Genomic DNA, 24,716 nt, shown 5'->3' with positions numbered 1-24,716 from the left:
TTTAAAAATAGTTTATAATTAATGATGATGCTCGTCTACCGCAGTTCCTATAAAAAGGGCAGTAAGCATCGTAAAGATGAAAGCCTGAAGAAAGGCAACCAGCAATTCAAGCACATCCATGAACAGCACGAATGCAACTGAAACCGGAGCCAGTGCTACCGACTTAAAAATAAATATCAACGAGATCAGACTCAGCACAATAATGTGACCTGCGGATATATTCGCATACAAACGAATCATTAGTGCGAATGGCTTTGAAATAACACCAATGATCTCTACAGGGATCATAATAGGATATAACCACCATGGCACATCAGGCATTAAAATATGCTTCCAGTAATATTTGTTACCATTTAAGTTCACAACCAATAACGTTATAAACGACAACACGAAGGTCATAAAAATATTTCCAGTAACATTCGCTCCCCCCGGAAAAATAGGGATAAGACCAAGAAGGTTATTAATCCATATAAAGAAGAACATGGTCAGTAACAACGGCATAAACTTCGCGTACTTATACCCAATATTTGGGCGCGCAATTTCATCACGTACAAAAAGGATTATTGGCTCAATAAAGGATTGCAAGCCTTTCGGCGCCTTTCCCTCTCTTTTTCTATAGGAGCTTGAAACAGATGAAAAGATTAGAACCAGCAACAAAATAGAGATCCAGATCGCCAGAATATTTTTGGTGATTGAAAAGTCATAAACATGGGAAGAAGCTTCCTTATCAATATTGTTTGTCGAATCTACCGCGAAGATCTTATCCTCGATCAGTCTGTAGGTATAATATTTACCTTCGTAAGACTCTTCACCATGATGAAACTCTGATGAAGAAAACATTTCAATTCCTTTATCTGTATATAAAATAACCGGAAGACCAAGTGATGTATGACCCCATAGATGCCATGAATGAGAATCGGCAATATGCTCCATGATCACTTTAGTGGGATCAAACTTTTCTTCCCCATGCTCTACTGCAGGATGATCAGTATGCTCAGCTGCTGCGTTACTTTGCGAAACTTCAAGAATCGTATCAACAGAGTGGTCGTGAGTAGATTCAGTTTGAGCTCTTAAAACCGTTTGAAAGTTAACAAACATCAAAAAAAGAGCGAAAACAGCACTGAATCTAATTTTTTTCGAGTTCAAAATGTGGGTTAAGGACATTTATTGCGAGTTTTTTACGTTTTGTTTTGGTGGCGCAAGTTACATAACAGTGCATAAACTTCAAAGGACGTAAACAAGAAATATAAAGAAAAAAATTGAATCGCAAAAAATGTGTCTTTTACGCTGATTTTCAACAGGTAAACTAAAACGAAGGCCATACTCAAAAGTAGCTTGATAGTTATAGCCCCCATCAGCACAAACGCTGAGCTCTCGCCCCCTTTTTTAAGACCAAACCATGAAACAGCATAAGCAATTACTGTCAAAAAAAACAAAAACCCGAACACTACCCAGAATTTAGGAATCAAAACAACATCTTTGACATCTGATATTTCAATTCCATAAAACACCAAACCAATCAGCAGGGTAAAAACCGTAAAGAGCCCTGTAAATTTAATAATACTCAAGGCTCAAGCTTTTTAATTGATCGAATAACCAGGTACAAGGAAATAAACACACCCAGCAAACTAAAAAAGGCTGTAAAAAGGGGAGTATCCATCTGCCTTGAACTGTCCAGGCGATAGCCGGCATAAGTGAAAGCACAGATAATGCCAAACATCTGAAAACCCATAGCAGAATATTTAGCGTACGTACTCACGTCCCTCTTCCTTTTTTTGAGCATATCCTCATCATCCAACTGTTTCATTTATACAAAAGTAAGTATTAAGCTCTTCCTACATATTCGCATAAACAGTATATTTATCCACAAATTTGTCAGAAGAAACCAATACGATGGAACAATTACGAAACAAATATGGGCGCGTCCGGTTTGGGCATATTATGGCTGCATCAGGTAAATTGTAATTCTGAAGATTTTTGTATTTATTTATTGAAATTCCGATCGGTTTGAAATTCTGTCATTTACCATTTTTCGTTTTAATATCAATTATTGTGCTAAGCACTGGCTGTGGTACTTCAAGAGATACTGCCACCAGTCGGGGTATGCAGAACCTCACCTCCAGATATAACATCCTGTACAACGCCAATATATTATTAGAAGAAAGCATCCGAGATCTGGATGCAGCTTATCCTGAAGATTACGGCCAGCTGTTATCTGTATATAAAGAACCCACCGAAACTGCAGCCCAATCTATTTCAGGGAACCTTGATTCAGTTCAGCAAAAAGCCAAAAGTATAATTGATGATAAGTTATATAGCTCCTATGTAGACGATGCTTATTTTCTGATTGCACAAGCCAATTACTACAAAGCCCGTTTTTTTACTGCCGCGGAGTTCTTTACCTATGTTTTCAACTCCTACCCTGATTCAAAATTACTGCGCCAAAAATCCAGTATCTTTCAGGCCAGGTCAATCTTACAACTTGACAATTACCAGGAGGCCGGTGCTTCCCTGGATACTGCTTTTAAGCACCTTAATGATACGAAAAAAACAAAGCGAACAGCTGCGGACCTGTATGCAACCACCGCTCAGTATCTGATAAAAATGGGTAAAGAGCTTGAGGCAATTGATACCCTCGAAAAGGCCATTCATGCTAAAGGCAGTAAAAGGAACCGTATCCGGTGGACCTTTGTTTTGGCTCAGTTGCAGGAACGCAACAAACAATATAAAGAAGCCTATCAAAACTATACAGCTGTCGTAAAAAGCAATGCCCCTTTTGATATGGCTTTTAATGCAGGTTTAAACCGGATAAGCATTGAAGATGCCAGCAGTGGAGAAAACATTGATATAATAGCCCGTCTCAGATCACTTCTAAAGGACGAAAAGAATAAGAATTTTGTCGACCAGATCTATTACCGCATCGGGGATGCATACCTGGACCGAAATGAAAATCACTCAGCTATAGAAAGCTACAACACTGCAATTCGGCTCAGCACAAACAATCAGAATCAAAAGGGGCTTTCCTACTTGAGAATTGCCGACATATATTTCAAGAATGGCGATTATGTAGCAGCAAAAGCCTATTATGACAGTACTTTAAGTACCCTCTCACCGTCTTTTCCGGGATACGACATTATCAGCAGAAAAGGCAATAACCTTGAACTGCTTGCAAATCGTTACCGCATCATTGGAAGGGAAGATACCCTGCAGATTCTCGCCCGTCTCTCTGAAGAGGAAAGAAACCTTCGTATTGGAGCTCTCGTCAGGGAACAGCTTGAAAAAACACAGCAACTAAGCCAAAACAATTCAGCTCCTGAAAGCATGATCGCCGCGATTGATAACCCTGGCACATTAGGCGGCACAACAGAAGGTAAATTTTATTTCAACAACACAACAGCTATTAGTCAGGGACTATCTGATTTCAAACGCCGCTGGGGAAACCGAACGCTTGAAGACAACTGGAGAAGAAGCGGCAAAACAGCCTCCGAAGCATTAACCAGCGTGGCTGATAATGCAGGCACCCCCACAAATGGGAATATGGGCTCGTCAACCGGAATATTGACTCCCGAGGTTCTTGAAAACAGTTACCGGAATAACATTCCGCTAACCGATAGTGCATTACAGGCATCTAATCAGCGTATAGCTGATTCTTACTATGATATTGCCAGTTTCTACAGGGACGAGCTAAAAGATAGAACTGAGGCAATAAACGCTTTTGAAGAACTCCTCAGTCGCGCACCTGAGAGTTCTTATAAGCTATCCGTTTATTACAATCTTTACAGACTGTATTCAGGCTTGGATGAGCAAAAGTCTGAAAAGTATAAAAATCTCATCTTAAGCGGCTACCCGGAATCTCCTTTTGCCAGGGTGATCGTAGATCCTGATTATAGCAGAAAGAGCAATGAAAAAGAAGCAGCCTTAAATAATGCATATAATGAGATCTATGATCTCTATACTGAAAAGAAGTATTCACAGGTAATACAAGGGGTTCAATCAATCGAATCTAAATATGGGATTAATGTATTATCACCTCAACTTGCATACCTAAATGCCCTGGCAGTGGGACATACTCAAAAGTTGCCTCCATTTGAAAGCGGCCTTCAAAAGATCGTTTCCGATTTTCCTGCCGACAAATTAATTACGCCTTTGGTTCAACAACACCTCAGCTATATTAATACCAACAGGTCTCTATTCGAAGACAGACCAACAGCGCTTACCGAGCATAACCCTTTTGAATTACTATTGACTGAACCGGAACCAGTTGTTATTGCACAAAACAATCAAAACGCTGCAAGGCAGACCGATGATGCCAGGAAACCTGTCACACAGCCAGTTCAAAAGCAGGTGCAGGATGCCTCCAAAAGCCCTGTTCCCGAAAGAAGTGTTCCTGCCCGGCCAGTGCCCGACCCTGATGTTAATCAACCAGCAGTACAACAACCCCTACCTGGAGAATCAACCGGGCAACCAAGTCCCCAAAATACTGTAGATAATAATAGTACGGCTCAGCCAGTGCCCCAACCCTCTGTTAAGCCGGAAGAAGTACAACCAACTCCGGCACCTGTAGCTCAGCCACAGGTGGATACTCCTAAGCCTAAGCCGCTTTTTGATCTCCCACCGGTAGGCGAATACTATTTCGTTATTAATGTACAGGATCCTGCAGCTAACTTAAACTCATCCCGTTTCGGTATTGGACAATTTAACCGGACCAGATTTTCAGGAACATCGATTAAACACCAGTTAAAAGAGGTGAACAACGAAAATCAACTAATTTTTATCGGCCCGTTTGACAACTATGATTCTGCAAAGTACTATGAAAGAGGCCTATTGGCTTTAATTAAGGATATCATGAAAGTACCTGCAGAAAAATACAATACTTTTGTGATCGTTAAACAGGAACTGGATAACCTAACAAATAGCACGCAAATAAATGCGTACCTCGAATTTTATAAGAATAGCCGATAGATAATATGCAACGTAAAACAACCACTCTGACAAAAGACGAAGTAAGCCGTTACACTATTACCTTTTGGAAAATTGTTATGGGATGTATCGCTTTTGGCATCATTCTTCTTTTCAGTATTGGCCTCGGGCTTTTTGGAGAGCTTCCTTCCTTCAGAGACCTCGAAAACCCTAAAAGCAACCTGGCATCAGAAGTGATCTCAGATGATGGCGAGATACTTGGAACTTACTTTATTCAGAACCGCTCGAATGTACGGTATGATCAGATCTCTCCCAACGTTATTAATGCATTAATAGCCACAGAGGATGTCCGGTTCTATGGCCATTCAGGCATCGATTTCAAGAGGACATTTACCATCATCTTTTATAACCTGATCGGAAAAAAACAGGGAGCCAGTACCATCACTCAACAGCTGGCATTAAACCTCTTTCAGGAAGAAGGTCGTTCCAGGAATCCCCTGAAGCGCTTTATTCAAAAACTTCAGGAATGGATCATTGCGATTAAACTGGAACGCAACTATACAAAAGAAGAAATTGTCACTATGTATCTTAACACTGTTGACTTTGGCTCTTACAATAGTTTCGGCATAAAAGCAGCTTCAAGAACGTACTTCAATACAACTCCGGACAAGCTTGAGCCCGAACAGGCAGCTATGTTAGTGGGGATGCTTAAAGGACCTACTATGTATTCTCCTGTCCGGAATCCGGAAAGAGCACTGGCCAGGAGGAACACAGTCCTCGCCAATATGCACAAAGAAAGCTTTCTAAGCGACTCTGAAAAAGCAGAACTTCAAGCCAAACCACTGGTCCTGTCACTTAATCCAAGAGATCATAACGACGGCTCAGCAGCTTATTTCCGTGGTGTACTCAAGAAAGAGATCCAGGGAATATTTAAAGAACAGAATATTGTGAAGGCCGACGGCACTCCTTACGATCTTGACAGGGATGGGCTTAAAATCTACACCACCATCAATTCTAAGATGCAGCGTTATGCTGAACAAGCTCAACAGGAATATATCAGAACACTTCAAACACAATTTAACCGGCAATGGAGAAACCGCAATCCTTTTAAATTTGAGGAGGCTGAACTGGTTTTGGAACAAGCTATCAAACGGTCAGATCGCTACCGGCAGTTAAAAGAAGATGGACTTACAGAGGGTGATATCCTTGATAGTTTCAAAAAACCCGTAAAAATGACCGTCTTTAGCTGGAAGAAGAAAGAAGGCATTGACACAACCATGACTCCGCTCGACTCGATCAAATATTACAAGCTCATTTTGAGAAATGCATTGATGTCAATGGAACCCGGTGGCCCGAACGCCGGATACGTGCGTGCTTGGGTGGGGGGCATAAACTATGAATATTTCAAATATGATCAGGTCAAGATCGGCGCCAGGCAGGTGGGATCTACAGCCAAACCCTTCACTTATGCAGCAGCAATAAATGAAGGTTACTCCCCATGCTATAAAGAACTTAATGAGCCTATTACTATTGATGGATGGACACCGAGAGCTCATCATCCGATGCCTGGATACATCACTTTGAAACAGGCTCTCGCAAAGTCTGAAAATTACATTACAGCCCGGATGATGAACCATGTAGGCCCCACAGCAGTGGCTACACTTACGAAAAAGATGGGAATTACAACCGATGTTCCAAACTACCCTTCTATATGTCTCGGATCCTTTGATGCCACACTCTATGACATGGTTGGTGCATATTCGGTGTTTGTTAACCATGGAATTTGGACTGAGCCTATTTACCTTTTAAGAATTGAAGATAAAAATGGCAATGTACTATACGAACGCCGGCCTAAAGTGGTTGAAGCATTAAATCCTCAGACCGCTTACGTGATGACCGACATGCTTAAAGGGGTTGTACAGAGCGGAACCGGTATGCGCTTAAGGGGCCCGAGATATCGTTTGTTAAACCCAATTGGTGGTAAAACAGGAACAACTCAAAATAACTCCGACGGATGGTTCATAGGCATTACGCCTGACCTGGTGACCGGTGTTTGGACTGGGGCAGAGGACAGAGCGATACACTTTATCAATATGAATGAAGGCGAGGGAGCCAATTCGGCCTTACCGGTCTTTGCCCTTTATATGAAAAAAGTGTATGCCGATCCAACGCTTCACTATTCAAAAAAAGATTTTGAACCGCCGCCAGGTGGCTTAAACATTACTATCAATTGTGATGCTTATGCTCCCAAAACGCCTGTCGACTCTACAGGAACAAATAACGCCACGCCTGTAGCATCGCCTGCTCCTGTTGTGCCTCCGGCGCACTGATTTTGGAGTGCCAAAAAGCACACGTGCGCTAGCAAAGCGCCTAGACAGCACTGTCGCTTGCTGGCGCACGCGTGCCGCGTGTGCCTGAGAGAAGAAGATTCATGTGAATGGAAAAATTTAATTATCAGGAAGCTTTAAAAAAGATACCACCTAAACCTGGTGTGTATCAATATTGGGATGCCGCCGGCGAACTCATTTATATTGGTAAAGCCAAAAATCTTAAAAACAGGGTATCCTCCTATTTTAATAAAGACAATTACCGCATCAACGCGAAGACAAGGGTCTTGGTAAGCAAAATAGCTAATATTACGTTCACCATTGTTGATACAGAGATCGATGCCTGGCTGCTCGAGAACAGCCTGATAAAGAAACACCAGCCACGGTACAACGTCATGCTTAAGGACGACAAGACGTATCCCTGGATTGTAATCAAAAATGAAAGGTTTCCTCGCATTTACTGGACGAGAAGGATCGTAAAGGACGGTTCAAAATATCTCGGCCCGTACGCTTCTGTAAGCATGATGCATACCATCCTCGACCTTGTAAAAGAAATCTATCCGTTAAGAACCTGTAATCTGCCGCTTACTACAGATAATGTCGCTGCCGGCAAGTTCAGGGTATGTCTGGAATATCAAATTGGCAATTGCAAAGGACCATGCCAGGCCTTCCAGTCAGAAGAAGACTATAATCAGAGCATCGATGATATAAAGAACATACTCAGCGGAAAGACGAGTGTAGTTATAAGGAAAGTAAAAGCAGCGCTTGAGGCAGCAGCGGCAAATCTCGACTTCGAACTAGCACACCGCTTGAAGCGACAATACGACCTCCTGGAAAAATACCAAAGTAAATCAACGATAGTAAACTCTTCTATATCTGATGTGGATGTTTTCAGTATCGCATCCGATGAAAAGCATGCTTTTGTAAACTTCCTTAAAGTGATGAATGGTACTGTTACCCAGACTCAAACCCTGGAAATCAAAAAGCGGCTGGATGAAACCGACGAAGAATTATTGTCCATTGCCATCTCTGAGTTCAGAACCAGGTTCGACAGCCACTCCAGGGAAATCGTAGTCCCTTTCCCGATTGAGCTTGAAGATCAGCGCATCAGGTTTACGGTACCTAAACTTGGGGAAAAGAAGAAACTCCTTGAACTGTCGCAAAAGAATGTGATGTTCTTCAAGCGCGAAAAACTGGAGCAGTATGAAAAGTTAAATCCGGATCTACGGACTGAAAGGCTCCTTAACCAGATGATGAAGGATCTTCGACTTAACCAGTTACCAAAGCATATTGAATGTTTTGACAATTCAAATTTTCATGGAAAATACCCTGTTTCTGCCATTGTGGTATTCAAAGATGCCCGCCCCTCAAAAAAAGATTACAGGCATTTTAATGTAAAAACCGTAGAAGGCCCTAACGACTTTGCCACCATGGAAGAAGCCGTTTACAGACGCTACCGCAGAATGCTCGAGGAAGGAACTCCCCTTCCGCAGTTGGTGGTGATCGACGGTGGAAAAGGCCAGCTTTCCGCGGCGTTGAAAAGCCTGAAACTTCTGGGTATTGAACATCAGCTCACAGTGATCGGTATAGCCAAAAAACTTGAAGAGATCTTTTACCCGGGAGATCAGTACCCCTTATATCTGGATAAAAAATCTGAGTCTCTTAAGATCATTCAGCAACTTAGAGACGAAGCACATCGCTTCGGGATTACTTTCCACCGCCAGAAGCGCGACAAAGGAACACTTGTTACTGAACTGGAAAGGATACCAGGCATTGGAAAAACATCGGCTGAGAAGCTTTTAAAATATTTCAAATCAGTAAAAAAAATCCGGGAGGCTAAAGAGGAAGAACTCAGACTGGTGATCAACAACAAGCAAACCGAGGCACTCCTTTCGTATTTTGATATAAACAAAAAATCCCCGGCTGAATATTAGCCGGGGATTCTATTTAGTTCTCAGATTAGTATGACCACAGATCGTGCTCGTAATCTAACAGCTCCTTTTTAATCCTTTCAGATTCATAGAGCCTGTCAACACCACTTGCATAATCTTTGATCCTTAAATCTTCAGGGTTTGACTCTTTGACGATATAGCTGGAAAACAGCCGTTTCATAAACATATCGTCAAAACTTAGTCCTGTAGCATCGTTTGAGCGACTTACCACTTCTTTGGTCACAAAGATCTGTCTCGCTTCAGGGAAGTAGATCCAAAATGCAGGTTGCTCGCCCAAAGTCTGACCAGCCGCTCTTATTTTTACCATCGGAGCAATACCGATGATACGGGGCTCATAGATCGACCGCTGTTTATCAAACATCCAGTCTTCTTTGATCTGGAACCTCACAATACTATCCGGGTTGAACTCACCGGCAGCAACATGAGAGCCTATCTGCTCACCCTTTTCGTCAAATTCGGGAACCACAACACTATCCGCAAACTTAGCCATAGCCTCTTCGGGTTTTAAAATACTATTGAACTCATCGCCATTCCTGTCCTCGTTTGTTGGCGCTGCGCTATATGCAGTAAGCTCACCAGCCATTACAGCATTCATGATCACATCGATCAATCGGGCCTTAGGCGATGCGTATACGCTATTCATCTTTTCGCGAAGATCCATCTCACGCCATATTCTTTTTTTGAACATCACGTCCGACTCACGAAGGTTTGCGTATGGGGTTACCTTTGCATTTAAGATGTTATCTCTTTTAAAATACCCATCTACAGGTTTCTCTGCAGCAATTGGCTTTGGTTTAGTAGAATTATCAAGATTTCCTTGCTGTGCAAAAGCTCCTGCACTTACCAATAATCCTGAAAGCAAAACAAGGCATATTCTTTTCATAATTTTTAGTTTGCGGTTAACGCTATTGAATTTAATTCACGTTGAGTACCATCAGGTCCAACAGCCATGATATTATAAAATACAACGGTTGAACCAGGTGAAACACCGGCCATAGCCGAACGCATCTCTGAACTCAATGTATTACCATTTGTTTGGTATTGAGCGGCATCAGCTCTTGGCTTCTGCACGATCAGGTTGAACCTGGTAACTCTAAAGTTCGCATCGAAGTCGAAATTCTCCAGGATGGCGAATAATTTATCCTGGGATTTGATTACAACCGATGGCATTTTTCCTCCGGTCTTTCCTGCGAATTTAGCTACCGGATCTGGTATACGTTTAACCCGGAAATCGGTTGTGCCAATTGTTTGAGTTTTTCCATTTATTTCTGCTGATACGGTAATTTTTGCAGCGCCAGGTGAACTTACATTAGCCACGTAGTTCCCTGCAGAGCCTGACAAACTTCCACCGCTCATGCTTACTTTAAGGTTCTCCTTAGGAATACCTGGTGCGGAAACAGCTACCGGGTTCGCAACTCCAATATAAAGTACGTTCATTTTTGTTGGCGATACCACCGCAGAAGGACGCGCTACCTGGAATTTTTGCTCCGGAGTTGTATATGTTTTAAATGTTCCATCAGTTTGTTTTACCCTGATAGTTCCTCTCCAGCTGTGCATCCCTTCGCCCGCTACCGTCTGGTACATTCCCCTTCCGTCTTTAACAGCCAAATTAGAGCCGTTAACGGAAATAGAAGGATTTGACTTTGAGTCATATGCGGTTAAGAATACTTCCGCTGTATAAGGCTGGCCCTGAATAATGTACGAAGTTGGAGCCACTGCTACAGCCGCAAATTGATCCAGGTTAACTACAGCCTGATCCATCTTACCAAATAGTTTTTTGATCACATCAGACTCAGCGTTCTTTACATCTGACTGAATTTTAGTCAAAATGGTCATCGCTGCAGTTAAAGGTGTTCCTTCACCGAAATTGTTCTCTTCCCAGCTTTTCCTTACACCGTTCACGCGTTTCTCTGGGTCTTTGGCTTCTAGAGAAAATGTAACACTTGCACGGTCTTTAGGATCAAGTACAGCAAGAAGCTTTTCTCTCGTCTCATTAATCTGTGCTTTCAATTTTGCACCTTCTTTCTGATTAATCATGATACCGGGTGCAATATCTACGTTTCCACGTTCAACCAGATCACCGTTTTCAGGTGAATAGTTTCCGCCCGCTTTAACGAATTTATCTTTTAAAGTCTGGATATATGAATTTAGATCACCAGCAATTTTTTGTACCTGCTGAGCTTTTTCATATATCGGTTTAGCCCTGACAGGCTCTTCTTTCAATTTTGTATTTTCAAATGCAGCTATCAATTGGTTCACACTTGCATCTACATTTGATCTTGAAGTCTCCAAACTATCATTAATATTTTTAAAGGCATTTAAGATAGTTTCTGAGACGTTTAATGCAAGCATCGCGAGCAATACCAAATACATGATATTGATCATCTTCTGCCTTGCTGATTCTTTTCCTCCAGCCATGTTTTTTTTAAAGTTGTTTTTTTAAAAAAGTTAAATCAATAATTCCTACCCAGGTGCAATTAAACACGTGGTTGATTCATAGCTGATAGCATATTGCCGTAAACTGAGTTTAATGAAGACAGGTTCCTTGCAAGGCGATTAACTTCTTCTTTAAACTGTTTGGAATCGTCAAGCGACTCATTGAAATTCTGCATAGTAAGTGATAAGTTTTGGTAGAACTTATTCATAGATTTTAAATGAGCGCTGGAATCCTGAAGCTCAAGTTCATATACTGCATTCAAAGCAGATAGATTTTTAGCCAGATTGTTCACCTGCTCGTGATATGCCTTGGAATCTACGTTGGTATTAGACATTTCTACCAGGCTAGCTGAAGCTTTTTCGAAAGCTGAACTTAACTTATCAAATCCTGCAGAAGCACCTTTAACTTTGTTTGAGAACTCTACAGTTGCAGTAGCTGCATCAGCCGTGTTTGAAATAGCTGCTACTTTATCACCGAAAGTACGTAATCCCGTACCTAAGCTAGTGATCAACTCAGGACCAATTTTTGCATCCGCAAGCATTTTATCAAGGGCAGCCGTAGCACCAGGGTTTTGCACCTGCACCGGACGAGCTGAAACTTTTGGCAATTCACCATTATATTCCTCTGACAACTCAGGATATACTTTTTCCCATGCAGGATCTGGTTTTGGAGGAAAGAATCCAGTTAGGAAGAATAGAAACGCTTCAACACCTAAACCTGCACCAATCATGTAGTTTCCCCAAACACCACCCAAGTGCAGGATTTTAAATAATGCACCAATAATTACAATACTTGCACCCCAAGATATTGCTACGTGTAACCAATCGAATTTTTTCTTTCCAGCCATGTTTTTTTTAAGATTTAATAAATTTGTTGATATGTGATTTAGATAATTAAAAAGATTAATTTTTGTCTCTGATATCTCTTCCAGTGAATGTAGTTACACATCTGAAGCCGATAAAAGATTTTGCAGTGTCCTGATATTCGAATGCACGGGACGAGTTTTGAAGGAAGTAACCAATATCTTTCCAGGATCCTCCGCGAATTACCTTACGCTTCATCACTTCAGGATCACTTGCTTTAGCTTCGTAATTGAAGGTTGGACTTAAATCGTGCACGAAGGTAGAAGCTGACTCGTCAAAGGCAGACGATGTCCACTCAGCCACGTTACCTGCCATATTATACAGGCCAAAATCGTTAGGAAAATAACTCTTCACATTTACTGTAAACGCTCCACCGTCATCAATATAATTACCACGTCCAGGTTTGAAGTTTGCCATCAGACAACCTTTGGCATTCCGGATATAAGGTCCGCCCCATGGATAATCATTTCCAATCCTTCCACCTCTGGCTGCATATTCAAACTGTCCTTCTGAAGGGAGTTCGAAAGGCAGACGGCTCATTCTTGGAAGGCCTCTGCTTTGTGCATAGTTTTCGTAGAATCTTGTACGCCAAACTGTAAATGCACGGGCCTGACGCCAGGTAACACCTACTACAGGGTAGTTTTCAAAAGAAGGGTGAGAGAAATATCCCTCTACCAAAGGTTCATTCTGGGCATAAGCAAAGTCAGCAAGCCAAACCAAAGTATCCGGATAAATTGCAACTGTATCTCTGAATATGAAGTCAGATCGCCTCTTAGTTTTATCTCCGCGGAAATTAGCAGCTTCCCGCTGTTTCATGATGGCGAAATCATACTTCAGCAGGCGTACATCAATTTCGTTACGACCAAAGATTTTATCTTCTCCCTGGTAATACATGTCCTGAAGCTTAGCCGCATTTGTATTTCCTTTTTTCTTGTTGCCCCAAATAGCTGCTCCGTTGCCTACTTTTTTCCAGTCGATATATTTTGCACCATCCAGGTTTTCGGCTGCCCCTTTTTTAGGCTTCAGATAAAATTCATCATCCTGCAGGTAGTCGGTGATCGCAATTGAATCTCGTACCCAGTTTACAAATTGGTGATACTCACTGTTTGTAATCTCCGTTTCATCCATGAAAAATGCAGGAATGGTAACTTGTTTATTCTGCGCTATCTGGGCAAAGGTAATATCCTGATCTGTTTGGCCCATAACGAAAGACCCTGCCGGTATATATACCATACCCAGCGGAATTTGTGAAGTAGGAAGTTTTTTACTCTTAACACCAACAAGCTCACCGTTACTTGTCCTTCCACACCCACTTATTGCTGCTGTTATTACAGCGAGAGCGATAATGTAAATTTTTCTCATTGCCACTTTGATAGTAATATCTTGCAAAAAAAACTTTTCTAATATATTGAAAAAAGTTATCTACAACATAATATTTTAATTAAAGCGATGTTTTTATGCATCTCACCTTAATTTCTTTTTTTTCATGTATAGACAGGTCCTGATACGGTATACATGTGACAATGTTTCCAGAATTTTGTTTTTTTAACAAAAAGCTTTTATTATTTATTTACCTGCTTTATATATTGTTCAATCGCCATGGTCATACTTGGCGCATTGGGCATTGGTGCTGGAATATCGAGAATTAAATTGCGGTCTAAAATAGCTTTTTGAGTGCTGGCTCCAAAGGCAGCTATTCGAGTGTTATTTTGTTCGAAATCAGGGAAGTTTTTGTAAAGGGACTGTATGCTCGATGGACTGAAGAAAGCAATGATGTCATAAAAAACTTCCCGAAGATCAGAAAGGTCACTGCAAACTGTCCTGTACAATACAGCCGGCGTGAAATCGTATCCATTTTCCTGAAGAAATCTTTGAGTTTCCTCTGCTGAAACATCCGAACAAGGATATAGAAACTTTTCAGAAGCATGTTTTTTCAAAACCTCAGCCAGATCAGAAGCGGTTTGTTTTCCAAAAAAGATTTTTCTCTTACGGTATTGAATGTATTTCTGCAGGTATAAAGCTATGGTTTCCGATAGACAGAAGTATTTTAATTCTGTTGGAACCTCGTAGCGCATCTCTTCACAGGTGCGAAAAAAATGGTCTGCAGCGTTCCTGCTCGTAAATATTACCGCTGTGTAATCCGGAAGGTTGATTTTTTCTTTCCTGAAATCTTTGGCAGGAACCCCCTCCACATGTATGAAAGAGCGGAAGTCCACTTTAACATTATACTTTTTAGCAAGATCGTAATAAGGTGACTTTTCCGATTCCGGTTTAGGTAAGGTTACCAAAATACTCTTTACTTTTTTCTTTCTTGCATCTGTTAACTGCATATTTTCCTTAGAATCTTAAAGCCTTAACTAATATTAACAATGGACAAATTTCGAGGGCACAAAGATAGAGAATTAAATACATTAACGGAAACCTGTACCCCGATAAAATATTAGTGACGGCCCTAAGAAATTGAAAAAAATAGATACATGCCATTAAGATGAAAGAAAGATAAATATAAACCGGCGCAAACCTGCCTGGCGACAAGCTAAAACCTATAACTATCGGAAAAAACAACAGAGCAGCGTTAAAATAGCTCAAAAACAGGATAGAAATATACTCCCTTGCCATTTTTCCTGCCCGAAAAACGAAACCCAGCAGGGCAACGACCAACACTTTTAGCGAATAGGCAAGAATAACGATGATCGAAAGTCGCAGAAACCAGCTTAAGCCGGTGTAATCATAGGTTAACCGAAAAAACCTTCCGCATTGGTAAAGGAAAAGCCCGATTGTAAAGCCAAATAAAACATATAGGAAAACGAAAGGCCAGGAATTAAAAAACTTTTCTTCCTTATTTATCTGGCCTAATATCCTGTTACTATAAAAAGCCTGTATAATAACATATAGCTCTTTAGAGAAGAAGTTTCTTAAGATTGCAAACAATAGTAAAAGCAAGAAGATAAATCCAATAACCCAGAATTCTCCCTTTTCCCTCAGTCGCCCCTGGTCATAACGCTGAAGCTTTTTTGGAAACCGAGATGCCCATTCCTGGAAATTGAGCCCGGTTACCAGATGCACTTTAATCAAGCTGTCCAGGAAGCGGTTCGGCCTGTCAGGGTCTGGCTTAACAATATAAACCATACTTAAAGAATCCCCTATTGCCCTTATAGAGTCCTGGGCTCGTCTTACTGAGTCCTTGCGGGCCTGCCACCTGGCCAAAGATGCTGAATCCCGGTAAGTATATTGTCGAATTGTCGACGCGGGCTCAGCACTCATCCTTACTGCTGTATCCGTTTGGCCCTGGCCTTTTAATATACCTGCCAGCATCAAAAACAGCACAAACAATATCCTATAATACATCTTATTCAAAACAACGTTATTAAGCCGAAGTGTATTTTTCCGCGTTGCAAATTTAGCGGATTATCCCGTTGTTTTCCTAAAGCATAACTTATCGAAAATATACCGGCGCCTGTTTCCAAATTTATTCCGGTACCAAAGCCCAGCGGCCGGTCAGAGGAATTGTTTTTTATGCTTTCACGTTTTACTAAGCCCTGGTTCATAAATACAAACAAAAAGGATCTGCTTTCGATCATCAATCGGTATTCCAGACTAAATATAGAATAATTGCTGGCTAGTATAGATTGCTCATCAAATCCCCGCAAGCTGCCGAAGCCCCCGATCCTGAATAGTTCATTTTCAAAAAACTCTCGTCCCATCAAAATTCCGGTTTCATTTCCCAGTTTTAAAATTCCTCTTTGCGACAATGGAAAATAAGCTTCAGCCATCGCTTTTATGCGATATTGACTTGACTTCAAGGCGATGCTGTCTAACATCGAACCAGGAATGGAGCCGGCATCAAGCTTCCTCCTGCCAGCCTCTCCCTCAAATCTAAACATGAGCCCTCGCGAAGGCGAGATCGTCCGGTTTAAACTGTTGTATGTCCATCCCGTTCCATAACTTATCAGGTTCAAGGAAGCGTAAGCCGGTAAATCAGTACTATTAGAGTCTATGGACGCTATTGGAGCCCCCGACCTGCTTGATAGAAAAACAGTTAGATAGCCCTTCCTTATCCGGTAGTTTAAACCGGCACGAGCGGCTATGTTCTGGAAGTTCGTATCTTGCTTGAAAAGACTAAATCCGAGATCTATACCCAAAGGACTTGAAAACAACTCAGGTAAGGCAGCAGCTAAATTTAGTTCACGACTTCGCCCAGGCAGTCCCTTGAAGCTCAGATTAAGCTGCTCAGCTCTCTTAAACGCATTGTGTAACTGAAGCTTAATATCCCCGGTAAGCTGAAGTTTACCTGAATTATTGTCGGGTAAAACGCCAAGGATCCCGTCGAACTGACTGGCATTTCTTTTTTTAGCAAACAGTGTCACTTTCGCTTTACCAGCGGAAAAGGAAACCGCTGGGGGACGGACGGTCTCCATAAACGGAAGCTCCGCCAAACGCTTTTCAAGATCTTTTAAGTAGGATGCCCTATAAATCGCCCCTTCTTTTATATTCAAATAGGATTCTAAAAAGCGTTTTGACACAGTAGTATTTCCCAAAACTTCCAGCGAGTCCATCACAATCAGTTGCCCGGGCACTGAAAAGATAGCTGCGGTAAAAGTGGTCTGGCTGATAACAACACTGTCAAGAAAAACTGACGCGAATGGATAGCCACTATTCTCATAAACTGACAAGATATCCCTGCACATTTTTTCAAGTTGCCGGGGCGCCAGCTTACTATTAGTTAACGACCGGTCTGAATATCCTGCCTGCTGAAAGATAGCCTCCGGTATATTTCCGTTCGTTACAGAAGCGATATTGTATTGTCTGTTGAGATCGATCACTACAGAGGCCTTTTTGTTTACCCACCTTAATGACTTCGTATCAGCGAGCAAATAGCCTTCTTCCCTCGCGATTGAAACAAGCTCGGCAACTTTTGCTAAGACCGATATACTGTCGGCATAGCTTTTGGGAAAGTCAGCATTCTTCCATAAAGACTTGTTAACCGGAATGGTTGAAATTTCAAGGAAATAATACTGTGCCTTTGATACAGAGCAATAAAAAAAAAGCGCTGCCAATAAACCGTAACGCGAAAAAAAAGGGCTTAATCCAGATATCAATTGCCTGCTCAAAAATCAAATTTATAGATTTCCATTGTAATCTTCTAATTGCCCCATTCGAACTGCACTGGTCCATTAAAAGACGAAAAAAGAATTTATGCTGCTCCTTGTGTTGCACAGGGCACACACGGCACGCGTCCGCCAGCACTAAGACCAGCAGAGAGGCCGTCTTTAGCCGGCAGTATAATTGCAAGCCTATAACCAACTTGCTAGCGCACGCGTGCCGCGTGTGCTTAACAAATATAACCCCAACCTCTCAGACCCCAAGCCTAGGTAACGACGTTCTCTTCCGCAACCACATTCCGTGGCAGCTTAAAATAAAACGTTGACCCCTTATCAACCTCACTTTCTATCCAGAACACTCCCTGATGCTTCTTAAGAATCTCTGATGCGATAAACAAACCCAAGCCCAAACCACTATATTTCATTGAACTACTTCCTATCCGATAAAAGCGGCCGAATATTTTTTTTAAATCCTGTCGGGCTATACCTATTCCAAAATCCTGTACTGAAACCACTACGTGATCCTGCTCTTCACGCGCTTTCACGATAACCCGGTTAGCATTGGGCGAATACTTAATCGCATTTGTTAACATGTTTGTCAGCACCTGCTCTATTCTCAACCTGTCCCCGGTAAGTAAAGTATCTACTGTTTCTTCAATAGTAATTTTGTGAGTACAGCTGAGATGCTGCACGCTCTCGACACTTTCCTCCAGTAGCTCTCCCAGATTGAACCTGCCAATATTGTAGGTTAGCTTACCCGCATTGATTTTGGATACGTCAAGCAAATCAGATATTAAGCGCTCCAGTTGAAGGATGTGTACAGAAGCCTTCCGTAAAAATGTTATAGCCTCGGGATGCTCCTGCATCTTCTTTTCGAGTAATTGATTATAAGCTTTGATACTTGTAAGAGGCGTTTTTAGTTCATGGCTCGCCATACTGATAAATTCATCCTTCTTCTGCTCCGCTTTTATCCGTCGTGAAATCTCTGCTTTGGCCTCCTCGTACAATTTAGCGTTTTCAAGAGCCAGCGCAATCCTATTGGCAAAGTCCTGTGCAAAATAGAGATCTGAAATTTCGTAGTATTTACCCGTATTTACGAAGGAAATAGCGCCCTTCAACTCTTCTTTCACATGCATTGGAACGATGATCACAGACTGCGGGTTTAGCTTATCCAGAATTGCATCCCGCATCGGATGTTTAAAGCCGTTATTCAGGATTAGCTCATCAACAACCGGGGTAAAGCTTACCTTGCCTGTGCGCAACACCTTTCCAATGCCATAGTCGTCTTCAAGACTAACTGGATTGTCCCTCCTGAAGGCGTAAGCCCATTGGAGATATTCGGGATTTTGATGAGCGATCTTTAATACTTCAACTTTTCCGCCTTTAACTATATCGATACAAAACCATGTGGCGAAGCTAGGGACCACCAATTGCGATACCTTCTCGAGGGCAGATTCTGTATCATACGTCAGGGCTAGCTCTGACCCTGCAAGATTAAGAAAATGCAATAAGTCGGCATTCCTTTTATAAGTAGAAATGTCACGGGTAAAGCAGCAAACACTCTCAACCACACCATCCCTGGTGTTAACGCTGGTATCTAAACTGATATCAATTTGTGAGTTATCAGCACGAATAAGTTTTGTCCTGAATTCATCCAGGGCTTCAAACTTTTTAATGGCGTCAAAAAATTTTTTAGCCTTGTCAGCTTCCGGCAAAAAGTCTGAGAAATGCCGGCCGAGCAATTCTTGTTCAGAAAAACCAATTAATTCTGTTTCAGCATTGTTAACATAAACAATAGTGCCGTTCGGCTCCATTATTTTTATTCCGATTGTTGCCTTGTCAAAAAAATACTTAAATACTTCCAGATTCAAACCCATGGTCACCTTCCGATTATATAATCGCACGCCCGGCGAACGACAATAAATGCTGCATGGATAAACCTGACAGACTAGCTAATGTTTGATCTACAACCAGATTGCAACTGATACAGAGCTTGATAGATGAGCATTTAATATTTTTAAAACACCTGGTGCGACTACATGTTTTCTAAACGTTATGGAAAAATTCGATATTCAGGTATTATTAAAAGATGGTGGCATTACAGACTACCAAGTTCAGAACGAGAGAGGTTCAGACACTTACGAAGTTCTGCTTCAGGAAAAGCTAATAGGCAAATTTACTGCACGCCCCGATGGAGGCTGGGATGTATCTGATAAAAATGAACATCTTGATGATGACTTGCAGCAAAGGATCATTAATCAATTGAACGGTTTTAAGAGCTAATATAACGGGTGTCCAAAAAGTCTATTTTCATGCCGGTCCGGAAACATTTACTTCTGACAAAGCAGCTCGCCATGCCGTCCTGAATCAAGTTCAGGATGGCGAAGGAAACGGTCTTTTGGACACCCTCTGATCTTTTATATATCTCTCCTTAAAATCTCCAATGGCGGTCTATTTAATACCCCACGGCTGTTGAACAGACCAATAACAACTGTAAGCAGAGAAATACATAAAAACAACAGCGCGATGGGCCCAAAGTCTGGCTCAAAGGAGGTCTTAAAATTGTATTTCCCTAAAGCCCATGCCCCCAGCAATGACAATAAAATGCCAGTTGCAGAAGCCAGAGCTCCAAGAAAGAAGTACTCCAGAGCCGTTATCCCCAAAATCTGGTTCCGGCTGGCTCCCATGGTCCTTAACAAAACGCTCTCCTGAATACGCTGATATTTGCTGATCAATACCGAAGCAATCAATACTACTAAACCAGTAATTATACTGAACGCAGCCATAAACTTTATCACAAAGCCGATTTTTGTGAGGATCTCGTCAAGAACACTCAACACAAGGTTAAGATCAATTATTGACACATTTGGAAAGTTCCTGACCACCGCCTGCTGAAAATTTGCAGATACGGTACTGTTAGGTACCCTGGTGATTAACACATGAAATTGCGGGGCGTCTTCCAACACTCCTCGGGGAAACAAAACCCTGAAATTTGTTTGTATACGATTCCAATCTACTTCACGGAAACTCCCAACAACCGCAGGAACTAAAGCTCCCTGAACGTTGAATACCATCTTATCTGCAACATCCACCTTGATTCGCTCAGCGTATCGCTCTTCAAGCGATACATACACCGTTCCATCTTTACCAATATCGCCATGCCATTTCCCCTTTGAAATGCGCTCAGATTCAGTCAATGTATCCCGAAAAGTAACCCTCAATTCAGAATTAAATGCCCTCCGGGAGACCTGTATCGAACTGTCTTTCCTTACATCCGCCGCAGTATAGCCATTGACTTCTTCGACCCGAACCGTGATAATAGGTACCTGCTGAATCACCGGCAAATTATTCTTCCTTGCTAAAGCAGCGATATCCTTTTGCTGAGCCGTCTGAATATCAAACAAGACCATATTGGGCTGGTTACCACTGGCAGAGAGTGTTACCCGTCTCATTAGCATGTCCTGAACCAGAAAGAGTGTGCTGATAAATGCTGTTCCCAAACCTATCGCCACAACAAGTATCAGCGTCTGATTATTTGGCCTAAATAAATTGGCCAGGCCCTGACGCCATAAATAGTTCCACGATGCCGGGAAAAACCTCCTGACAAGCCATATTAGTAAGGATGCCATCCCGGTCAACACAAGAAAGGCCAGGATAACCCCTCCTGTAAAAAACACCGACTGCCTGAGATCACCAAGCTGGAGATAGCTGAAAACTAACACGAAGAGCAAAACGAAACTGTAGACCATCCACTTCAGCGGATCGCGTAATAAACTTGACTCCTCATGAACAATTCTTAAAGTATTCAAAGGAGATACCTTTCGAATTGAAATCAAAGGAAGCAGGGCAAACAAAACCGAAATGAGTACCCCTAAAACTACGCCCTGAAAAATTGCAGCCCAGGATATGTTAACGCTGATATCCACCGGCAAAACATCTTTTAACACAATAGGCAATATCTGCTGTACCAAAGTACCTAAAACTGCTCCCGCCAGAGATCCCAGCAACCCTATTCCAACAATCTGTATAAGATAGATGAGAAATGCCTGCCAGCCTTTTACTCCCAGACAGCGCAACACTGCAATAGTATTTATCTTTTCCCTAATGTAAATATGTACAGCACTGGCCACACCTATGCACCCAAGCAAAAGTGCAATAAAACCCACAAGGGACAGAAATTGAGTTAAATCTTCAAATGTCCTTCCCGTATCTCTTTTTTGAGATTCGATAGTGTCGTGCTCCAGACCAGCTTTTTCCAGCCTCTTTTCAATATCCTTAACAACTTTCGTAACTCGCTCAGGCTTTTTGAACTGGTAATAAAATTTGTAATTGATACGACTTCCCTTTTGAAGCAGACCTGTCTGCTCCAGATATCGAAAAGGAATGTATACTATGGGAGCTACCGAAGAGGATAATCCGGTCTGACCGGGTGCTTTCACCAGCACACCGGCAATCCTGAACTGGACTCCGCCGATCCTTACCGAATCTCCGACAGTTGCCCCGAATTGAAGCATTACCGTTTTGTCAACCAGCGCCTCCTGATGTGCTTTAAACTCCTTCCCTGCCTCTGCCGGAACCGTTTCTATCTCACCATAATAAGGATATCTGCCTTCGATCGCTCGGATCTGAACAAGTCGTGTCCCCTGGCCTTTAGGAAAATAGACCATGGAAGCAAAATTCCGTTCCTGCGAGCGATCATCTCCAAGATTCGCCAGCATAGACCTGGTGGTTTTATCAGGGGTTTTATTGGAAGATATTACAAGGTCGGCACCCAGCAAGGCACCCGCCTGTTTGTCAATATCCTTCTCCAGGTTATCTGCAAAGGAGTAGATCGCCACCAAAGCGGCTATTCCAAAAATTATCGACGAAATAAACAGAAATAAGCGCGACCGGCTGCGTCGACTATCCCGCCAGGCCATTCTCAGAAGCCAGCCAATATTTGAAGCTCTTTTTGTCCCCATAACTATAAAGCGCTTAAATGATCATCAGCTACTATGATGCCTCCTTTGATACGGATTATGCGTTGGGTTTTAGACGCCAGCTCCATGTCGTGGGTTACCAGGACGAGTGTAGTTCCCTGTTCTCTGTTAAGGTCGAAGAGCAATTTTACAATCTTTTCACTGGTTTCAGCATCCAGATTACCTGTAGGTTCGTCTGCAAATAATATCTTGGGCCGGTTGGAAAAAGCCCGGGCCAGCGACACCCGCTGCTGTTCTCCTCCCGATAGCTGAGACGGATAGTGATGTCCGCGATCTGACAATCCTACCTTATCCAGAAGTTCCAGTGCCAGTGGTTTAATATTTTTTTCGCCCCTCAGTTCCAATGGAACCATTACATTTTCTAAAGCTGTCAATGTAGGTAAAAGCTGAAAATTCTGAAAGATGAAGCCTACGTGCTGATTACGTATCTGCGCTCTTTTGTCTTCACTCAAATTGTCAAGCCGAACGCCGTTAAGTTCAACGGTACCTGAGCTGCTTCGGTCCAGACCCGCACATAAACCCAATAAAGTGGTTTTGCCACTTCCTGAAGGCCCGACAATAGAAACGCTTGAGCCCTCTTCTATCGAAAAATTAATATTTTTTAGCACTGACAAGCTTTTTCCAGCATTGCTGTACGTTTTGCTTAGATTGTTTATATTTAGAATTCTATTCACGCGTTATTTACATTTACTGTCTGACTCAGATTTACCAGATTTATTACAATGCCACTCATACAAAACCAAAGCAGGACCATCCTGTTTACAAATACCAGACAAATCATGAAGCACAATATCATACTTCTACTGCTAACTATGTTCATGTTGGCATGCAGTGGAAATAAAACAAGCAAAGCGCCAAATATAGACGACAAAAAAAATGCTGAGATGACTGAAACTAAAAATATACTTTTCTTTGGGAATAGCCTGACTGCTGGGTATGGTCTGGAGGATCCGTCCGAGGCCTTTCCTGCCCTTATTCAACAGAAGATCGACTCATTGAAGCTTCCCTACAAGGTGATCAACGCCGGCTTAAGCGGGGAAACAACATCCGGAGGCGTGAATCGAATTGACTGGTTGCTCAAGCAAAAGATTGACATCTTTGTGCTTGAACTGGGCGCGAATGACGGACTAAGGGGTATTCCTGTTGCCGAAACAAAAAAGAACCTTCAGATCATTCTCGATAAAGTAAAGGCAAAATATCCTGGAGCTAAACAGATATTACTGGGCATGGAGATTCCACCCAACATGGGGAACGCTTATGTCACCCAGTTCAGAGGAGTATTCAGACAGGTTGCCGAAGAGAACAAAATCGCATTTGTACCCTTTTTGCTTCATGGAGTAGCAGGAAACGCCTCACTGAATCTGAAAGACGGCATTCATCCTACGGGAGAAGGCTATAAGATTGTAGCTGAAAATGTTTGGCAGGTGCTGAAGACTGAGCTATAACTGCATCACAGATTATTTACCGTCTTGCCCTTAATATGAAGCTACCAATATCAGCTTTTAACCCAAAACAGGGATTTAAATATTCAAAACAAGCTAGAATTCATACAGTTAATAGTATAAGAAACACCTACTATTATGAAAACATGGATTACAACTGTATTGGTGATCGCTGCCTGTAACCTGGCAGCAACTGCACAAACTAAAAAAGACAGCATTAAACTCAGATCAGATATTGAAGCCATACGCAAGGGAAAACCGGCCAAGACAAGCACTGTAAAACCCAGCATTTTACGGGTAAACGACTCCTTGCCTAACCAGGTGGATACAGCAGCATTGAAACCAGATTCTCCCGTTCCTACGCCGCCAAGCCCTAACAATCCTAATCCATATTCTCCAAGACCCACTGTAACTAATCCAAACGCTCCCGTGCCTCCGCCCCCCGCTCCAAATACAGTACCAAGCGGCACACCTAAGGGACCGGACAGCCCAGCTCCTAAGAAAAAGCAAAAATAACCGGCAGAATTTGTTTTTAGCCCGGGCACCAGTCCAATCCATTTAATTCCGAAGAGTTTTATGGATGCATTTATGACAGTGTACCAAACTGTCACTTCCTAAAAAAGCTATACACAAAAACAGTGTATGGAACAGAAAGAAACGTTTGTAAATCGAGAGAACAAAGGTCAGCCGTTTG

At 42.1% G+C, this 24,716-nt stretch carries 19 protein-coding genes; 6 read left to right on the top strand and 13 right to left on the bottom strand.

Going from position 1 to position 24,716, the window contains the following annotated elements:
• Nucleotides 1-18 precede the first annotated feature (18 nt).
• The 3 genes from atpB to J3P37_RS22615 are packed head-to-tail and all read right to left on the bottom strand — an operon-like array spanning nucleotide 19 to nucleotide 1,807.
• Nucleotides 19-1,164: a F0F1 ATP synthase subunit A gene (gene atpB / locus J3P37_RS22625; RefSeq protein ID WP_256014361.1), complete on the bottom strand. Its 1,146-nt coding sequence runs from the start codon at nucleotides 1,162-1,164 to the stop codon at nucleotides 19-21.
• Between the two features lie 14 nt (nucleotides 1,165-1,178).
• On the bottom strand, nucleotides 1,179-1,568 hold the full coding sequence (locus J3P37_RS22620; protein WP_256014360.1) for a hypothetical protein: 390 nt from the start codon (nucleotides 1,566-1,568) through the stop codon (nucleotides 1,179-1,181).
• Nucleotides 1,565-1,807: an AtpZ/AtpI family protein gene (locus tag J3P37_RS22615; RefSeq protein ID WP_256014359.1), complete on the bottom strand. Its 243-nt coding sequence runs from the start codon at nucleotides 1,805-1,807 to the stop codon at nucleotides 1,565-1,567. Before J3P37_RS22615 ends, J3P37_RS22620 begins: the two co-directional genes overlap by 4 nt.
• A gap of 245 nt (nucleotides 1,808-2,052) precedes the next feature.
• Here J3P37_RS22615 and porW point away from each other — a divergent pair, with 245 nt between their 5' ends.
• From porW to uvrC, 3 genes are all read left to right on the top strand, one after another.
• Complete coding sequence (gene porW / locus J3P37_RS22610) at nucleotides 2,053-4,962, top strand: type IX secretion system periplasmic lipoprotein PorW/SprE (RefSeq protein WP_256014358.1); 2,910 nt, start codon at nucleotides 2,053-2,055, stop codon at nucleotides 4,960-4,962.
• A gap of 5 nt (nucleotides 4,963-4,967) precedes the next feature.
• The gene (locus tag J3P37_RS22605) at nucleotides 4,968-7,250 is read left to right on the top strand and encodes a penicillin-binding protein 1A (RefSeq protein ID WP_256014356.1); all 2,283 of its coding nucleotides are present in this window, start codon (nucleotides 4,968-4,970) and stop codon (nucleotides 7,248-7,250) included.
• 107 nt (nucleotides 7,251-7,357) lie between these two features.
• Complete coding sequence (gene uvrC, locus J3P37_RS22600) at nucleotides 7,358-9,181, top strand: excinuclease ABC subunit UvrC (RefSeq protein ID WP_256014353.1); 1,824 nt, start codon at nucleotides 7,358-7,360, stop codon at nucleotides 9,179-9,181.
• A 25-nt stretch (nucleotides 9,182-9,206) separates the two neighbouring features.
• Here uvrC and porN read toward each other — a convergent pair whose 3' ends face one another.
• The 8 genes from porN to J3P37_RS22560 form a co-directional block, all read right to left on the bottom strand.
• A complete protein-coding gene (porN, locus tag J3P37_RS22595) occupies nucleotides 9,207-10,082 on the bottom strand; it encodes a type IX secretion system ring subunit PorN/GldN (RefSeq protein ID WP_256014350.1) in 876 nt (291 codons plus the stop codon).
• Nucleotides 10,083-10,087: 5 nt separating this feature from the next.
• On the bottom strand, nucleotides 10,088-11,617 hold the full coding sequence (gene porM / locus J3P37_RS22590; RefSeq protein WP_256014347.1) for a type IX secretion system motor protein PorM/GldM: 1,530 nt from the start codon (nucleotides 11,615-11,617) through the stop codon (nucleotides 10,088-10,090).
• A gap of 59 nt (nucleotides 11,618-11,676) precedes the next feature.
• Nucleotides 11,677-12,483, bottom strand: coding sequence for a type IX secretion system motor protein PorL/GldL (porL, locus tag J3P37_RS22585; protein WP_256014345.1), 807 nt, complete (start codon nucleotides 12,481-12,483; stop codon nucleotides 11,677-11,679).
• A 55-nt stretch (nucleotides 12,484-12,538) separates the two neighbouring features.
• Nucleotides 12,539-13,861, bottom strand: a complete 1,323-nt coding sequence (porK, locus tag J3P37_RS22580; RefSeq protein WP_256014342.1) for a T9SS ring complex lipoprotein PorK/GldK — start codon at nucleotides 13,859-13,861, stop codon at nucleotides 12,539-12,541.
• Between the two features lie 200 nt (nucleotides 13,862-14,061).
• A complete protein-coding gene (locus J3P37_RS22575; protein ID WP_256014339.1) occupies nucleotides 14,062-14,829 on the bottom strand; it encodes a uroporphyrinogen-III synthase in 768 nt (255 codons plus the stop codon).
• A gap of 7 nt (nucleotides 14,830-14,836) precedes the next feature.
• The gene (locus J3P37_RS22570; RefSeq protein WP_256014336.1) at nucleotides 14,837-15,847 is read right to left on the bottom strand and encodes a DUF4271 domain-containing protein; all 1,011 of its coding nucleotides are present in this window, start codon (nucleotides 15,845-15,847) and stop codon (nucleotides 14,837-14,839) included.
• 5 nt (nucleotides 15,848-15,852) lie between these two features.
• Complete coding sequence (locus J3P37_RS22565) at nucleotides 15,853-17,556, bottom strand: BamA/TamA family outer membrane protein (protein ID WP_256014333.1); 1,704 nt, start codon at nucleotides 17,554-17,556, stop codon at nucleotides 15,853-15,855.
• A gap of 311 nt (nucleotides 17,557-17,867) precedes the next feature.
• Nucleotides 17,868-19,478 (bottom strand): ATP-binding protein, encoded by a 1,611-nt coding sequence (locus J3P37_RS22560; RefSeq protein ID WP_256014330.1) that lies wholly within the window; start codon nucleotides 19,476-19,478, stop codon nucleotides 17,868-17,870.
• A 178-nt stretch (nucleotides 19,479-19,656) separates the two neighbouring features.
• Between J3P37_RS22560 and J3P37_RS22555 the strand changes: the two genes are divergently transcribed.
• The gene (locus tag J3P37_RS22555; RefSeq protein WP_256014327.1) at nucleotides 19,657-19,884 is read left to right on the top strand and encodes a hypothetical protein; all 228 of its coding nucleotides are present in this window, start codon (nucleotides 19,657-19,659) and stop codon (nucleotides 19,882-19,884) included.
• A gap of 134 nt (nucleotides 19,885-20,018) precedes the next feature.
• On the opposite strand, the gene J3P37_RS22550 is transcribed toward J3P37_RS22555, so the two are convergent.
• Nucleotides 20,019-22,562 (bottom strand): ABC transporter permease, encoded by a 2,544-nt coding sequence (locus J3P37_RS22550; RefSeq protein ID WP_256014324.1) that lies wholly within the window; start codon nucleotides 22,560-22,562, stop codon nucleotides 20,019-20,021.
• A 2-nt stretch (nucleotides 22,563-22,564) separates the two neighbouring features.
• Nucleotides 22,565-23,254: an ABC transporter ATP-binding protein gene (locus J3P37_RS22545; protein WP_256014321.1), complete on the bottom strand. Its 690-nt coding sequence runs from the start codon at nucleotides 23,252-23,254 to the stop codon at nucleotides 22,565-22,567.
• A gap of 48 nt (nucleotides 23,255-23,302) precedes the next feature.
• Here J3P37_RS22545 and J3P37_RS22540 point away from each other — a divergent pair, with 48 nt between their 5' ends.
• A complete protein-coding gene (locus J3P37_RS22540; RefSeq protein WP_256014318.1) occupies nucleotides 23,303-24,025 on the top strand; it encodes an arylesterase in 723 nt (240 codons plus the stop codon).
• Between the two features lie 135 nt (nucleotides 24,026-24,160).
• Nucleotides 24,161-24,538, top strand: coding sequence for a hypothetical protein (locus J3P37_RS22535; protein WP_256014315.1), 378 nt, complete (start codon nucleotides 24,161-24,163; stop codon nucleotides 24,536-24,538).
• Nucleotides 24,539-24,716: the final 178 nt, after the last annotated feature.

It is taken from the genome of Desertivirga xinjiangensis (genome assembly GCF_024436435.1).
In the GTDB taxonomy this organism is placed as follows: domain Bacteria; phylum Bacteroidota; class Bacteroidia; order Sphingobacteriales; family Sphingobacteriaceae; genus Desertivirga; species Desertivirga xinjiangensis.
This window is presented reverse-complemented; position numbering and strand designations above follow the sequence as displayed.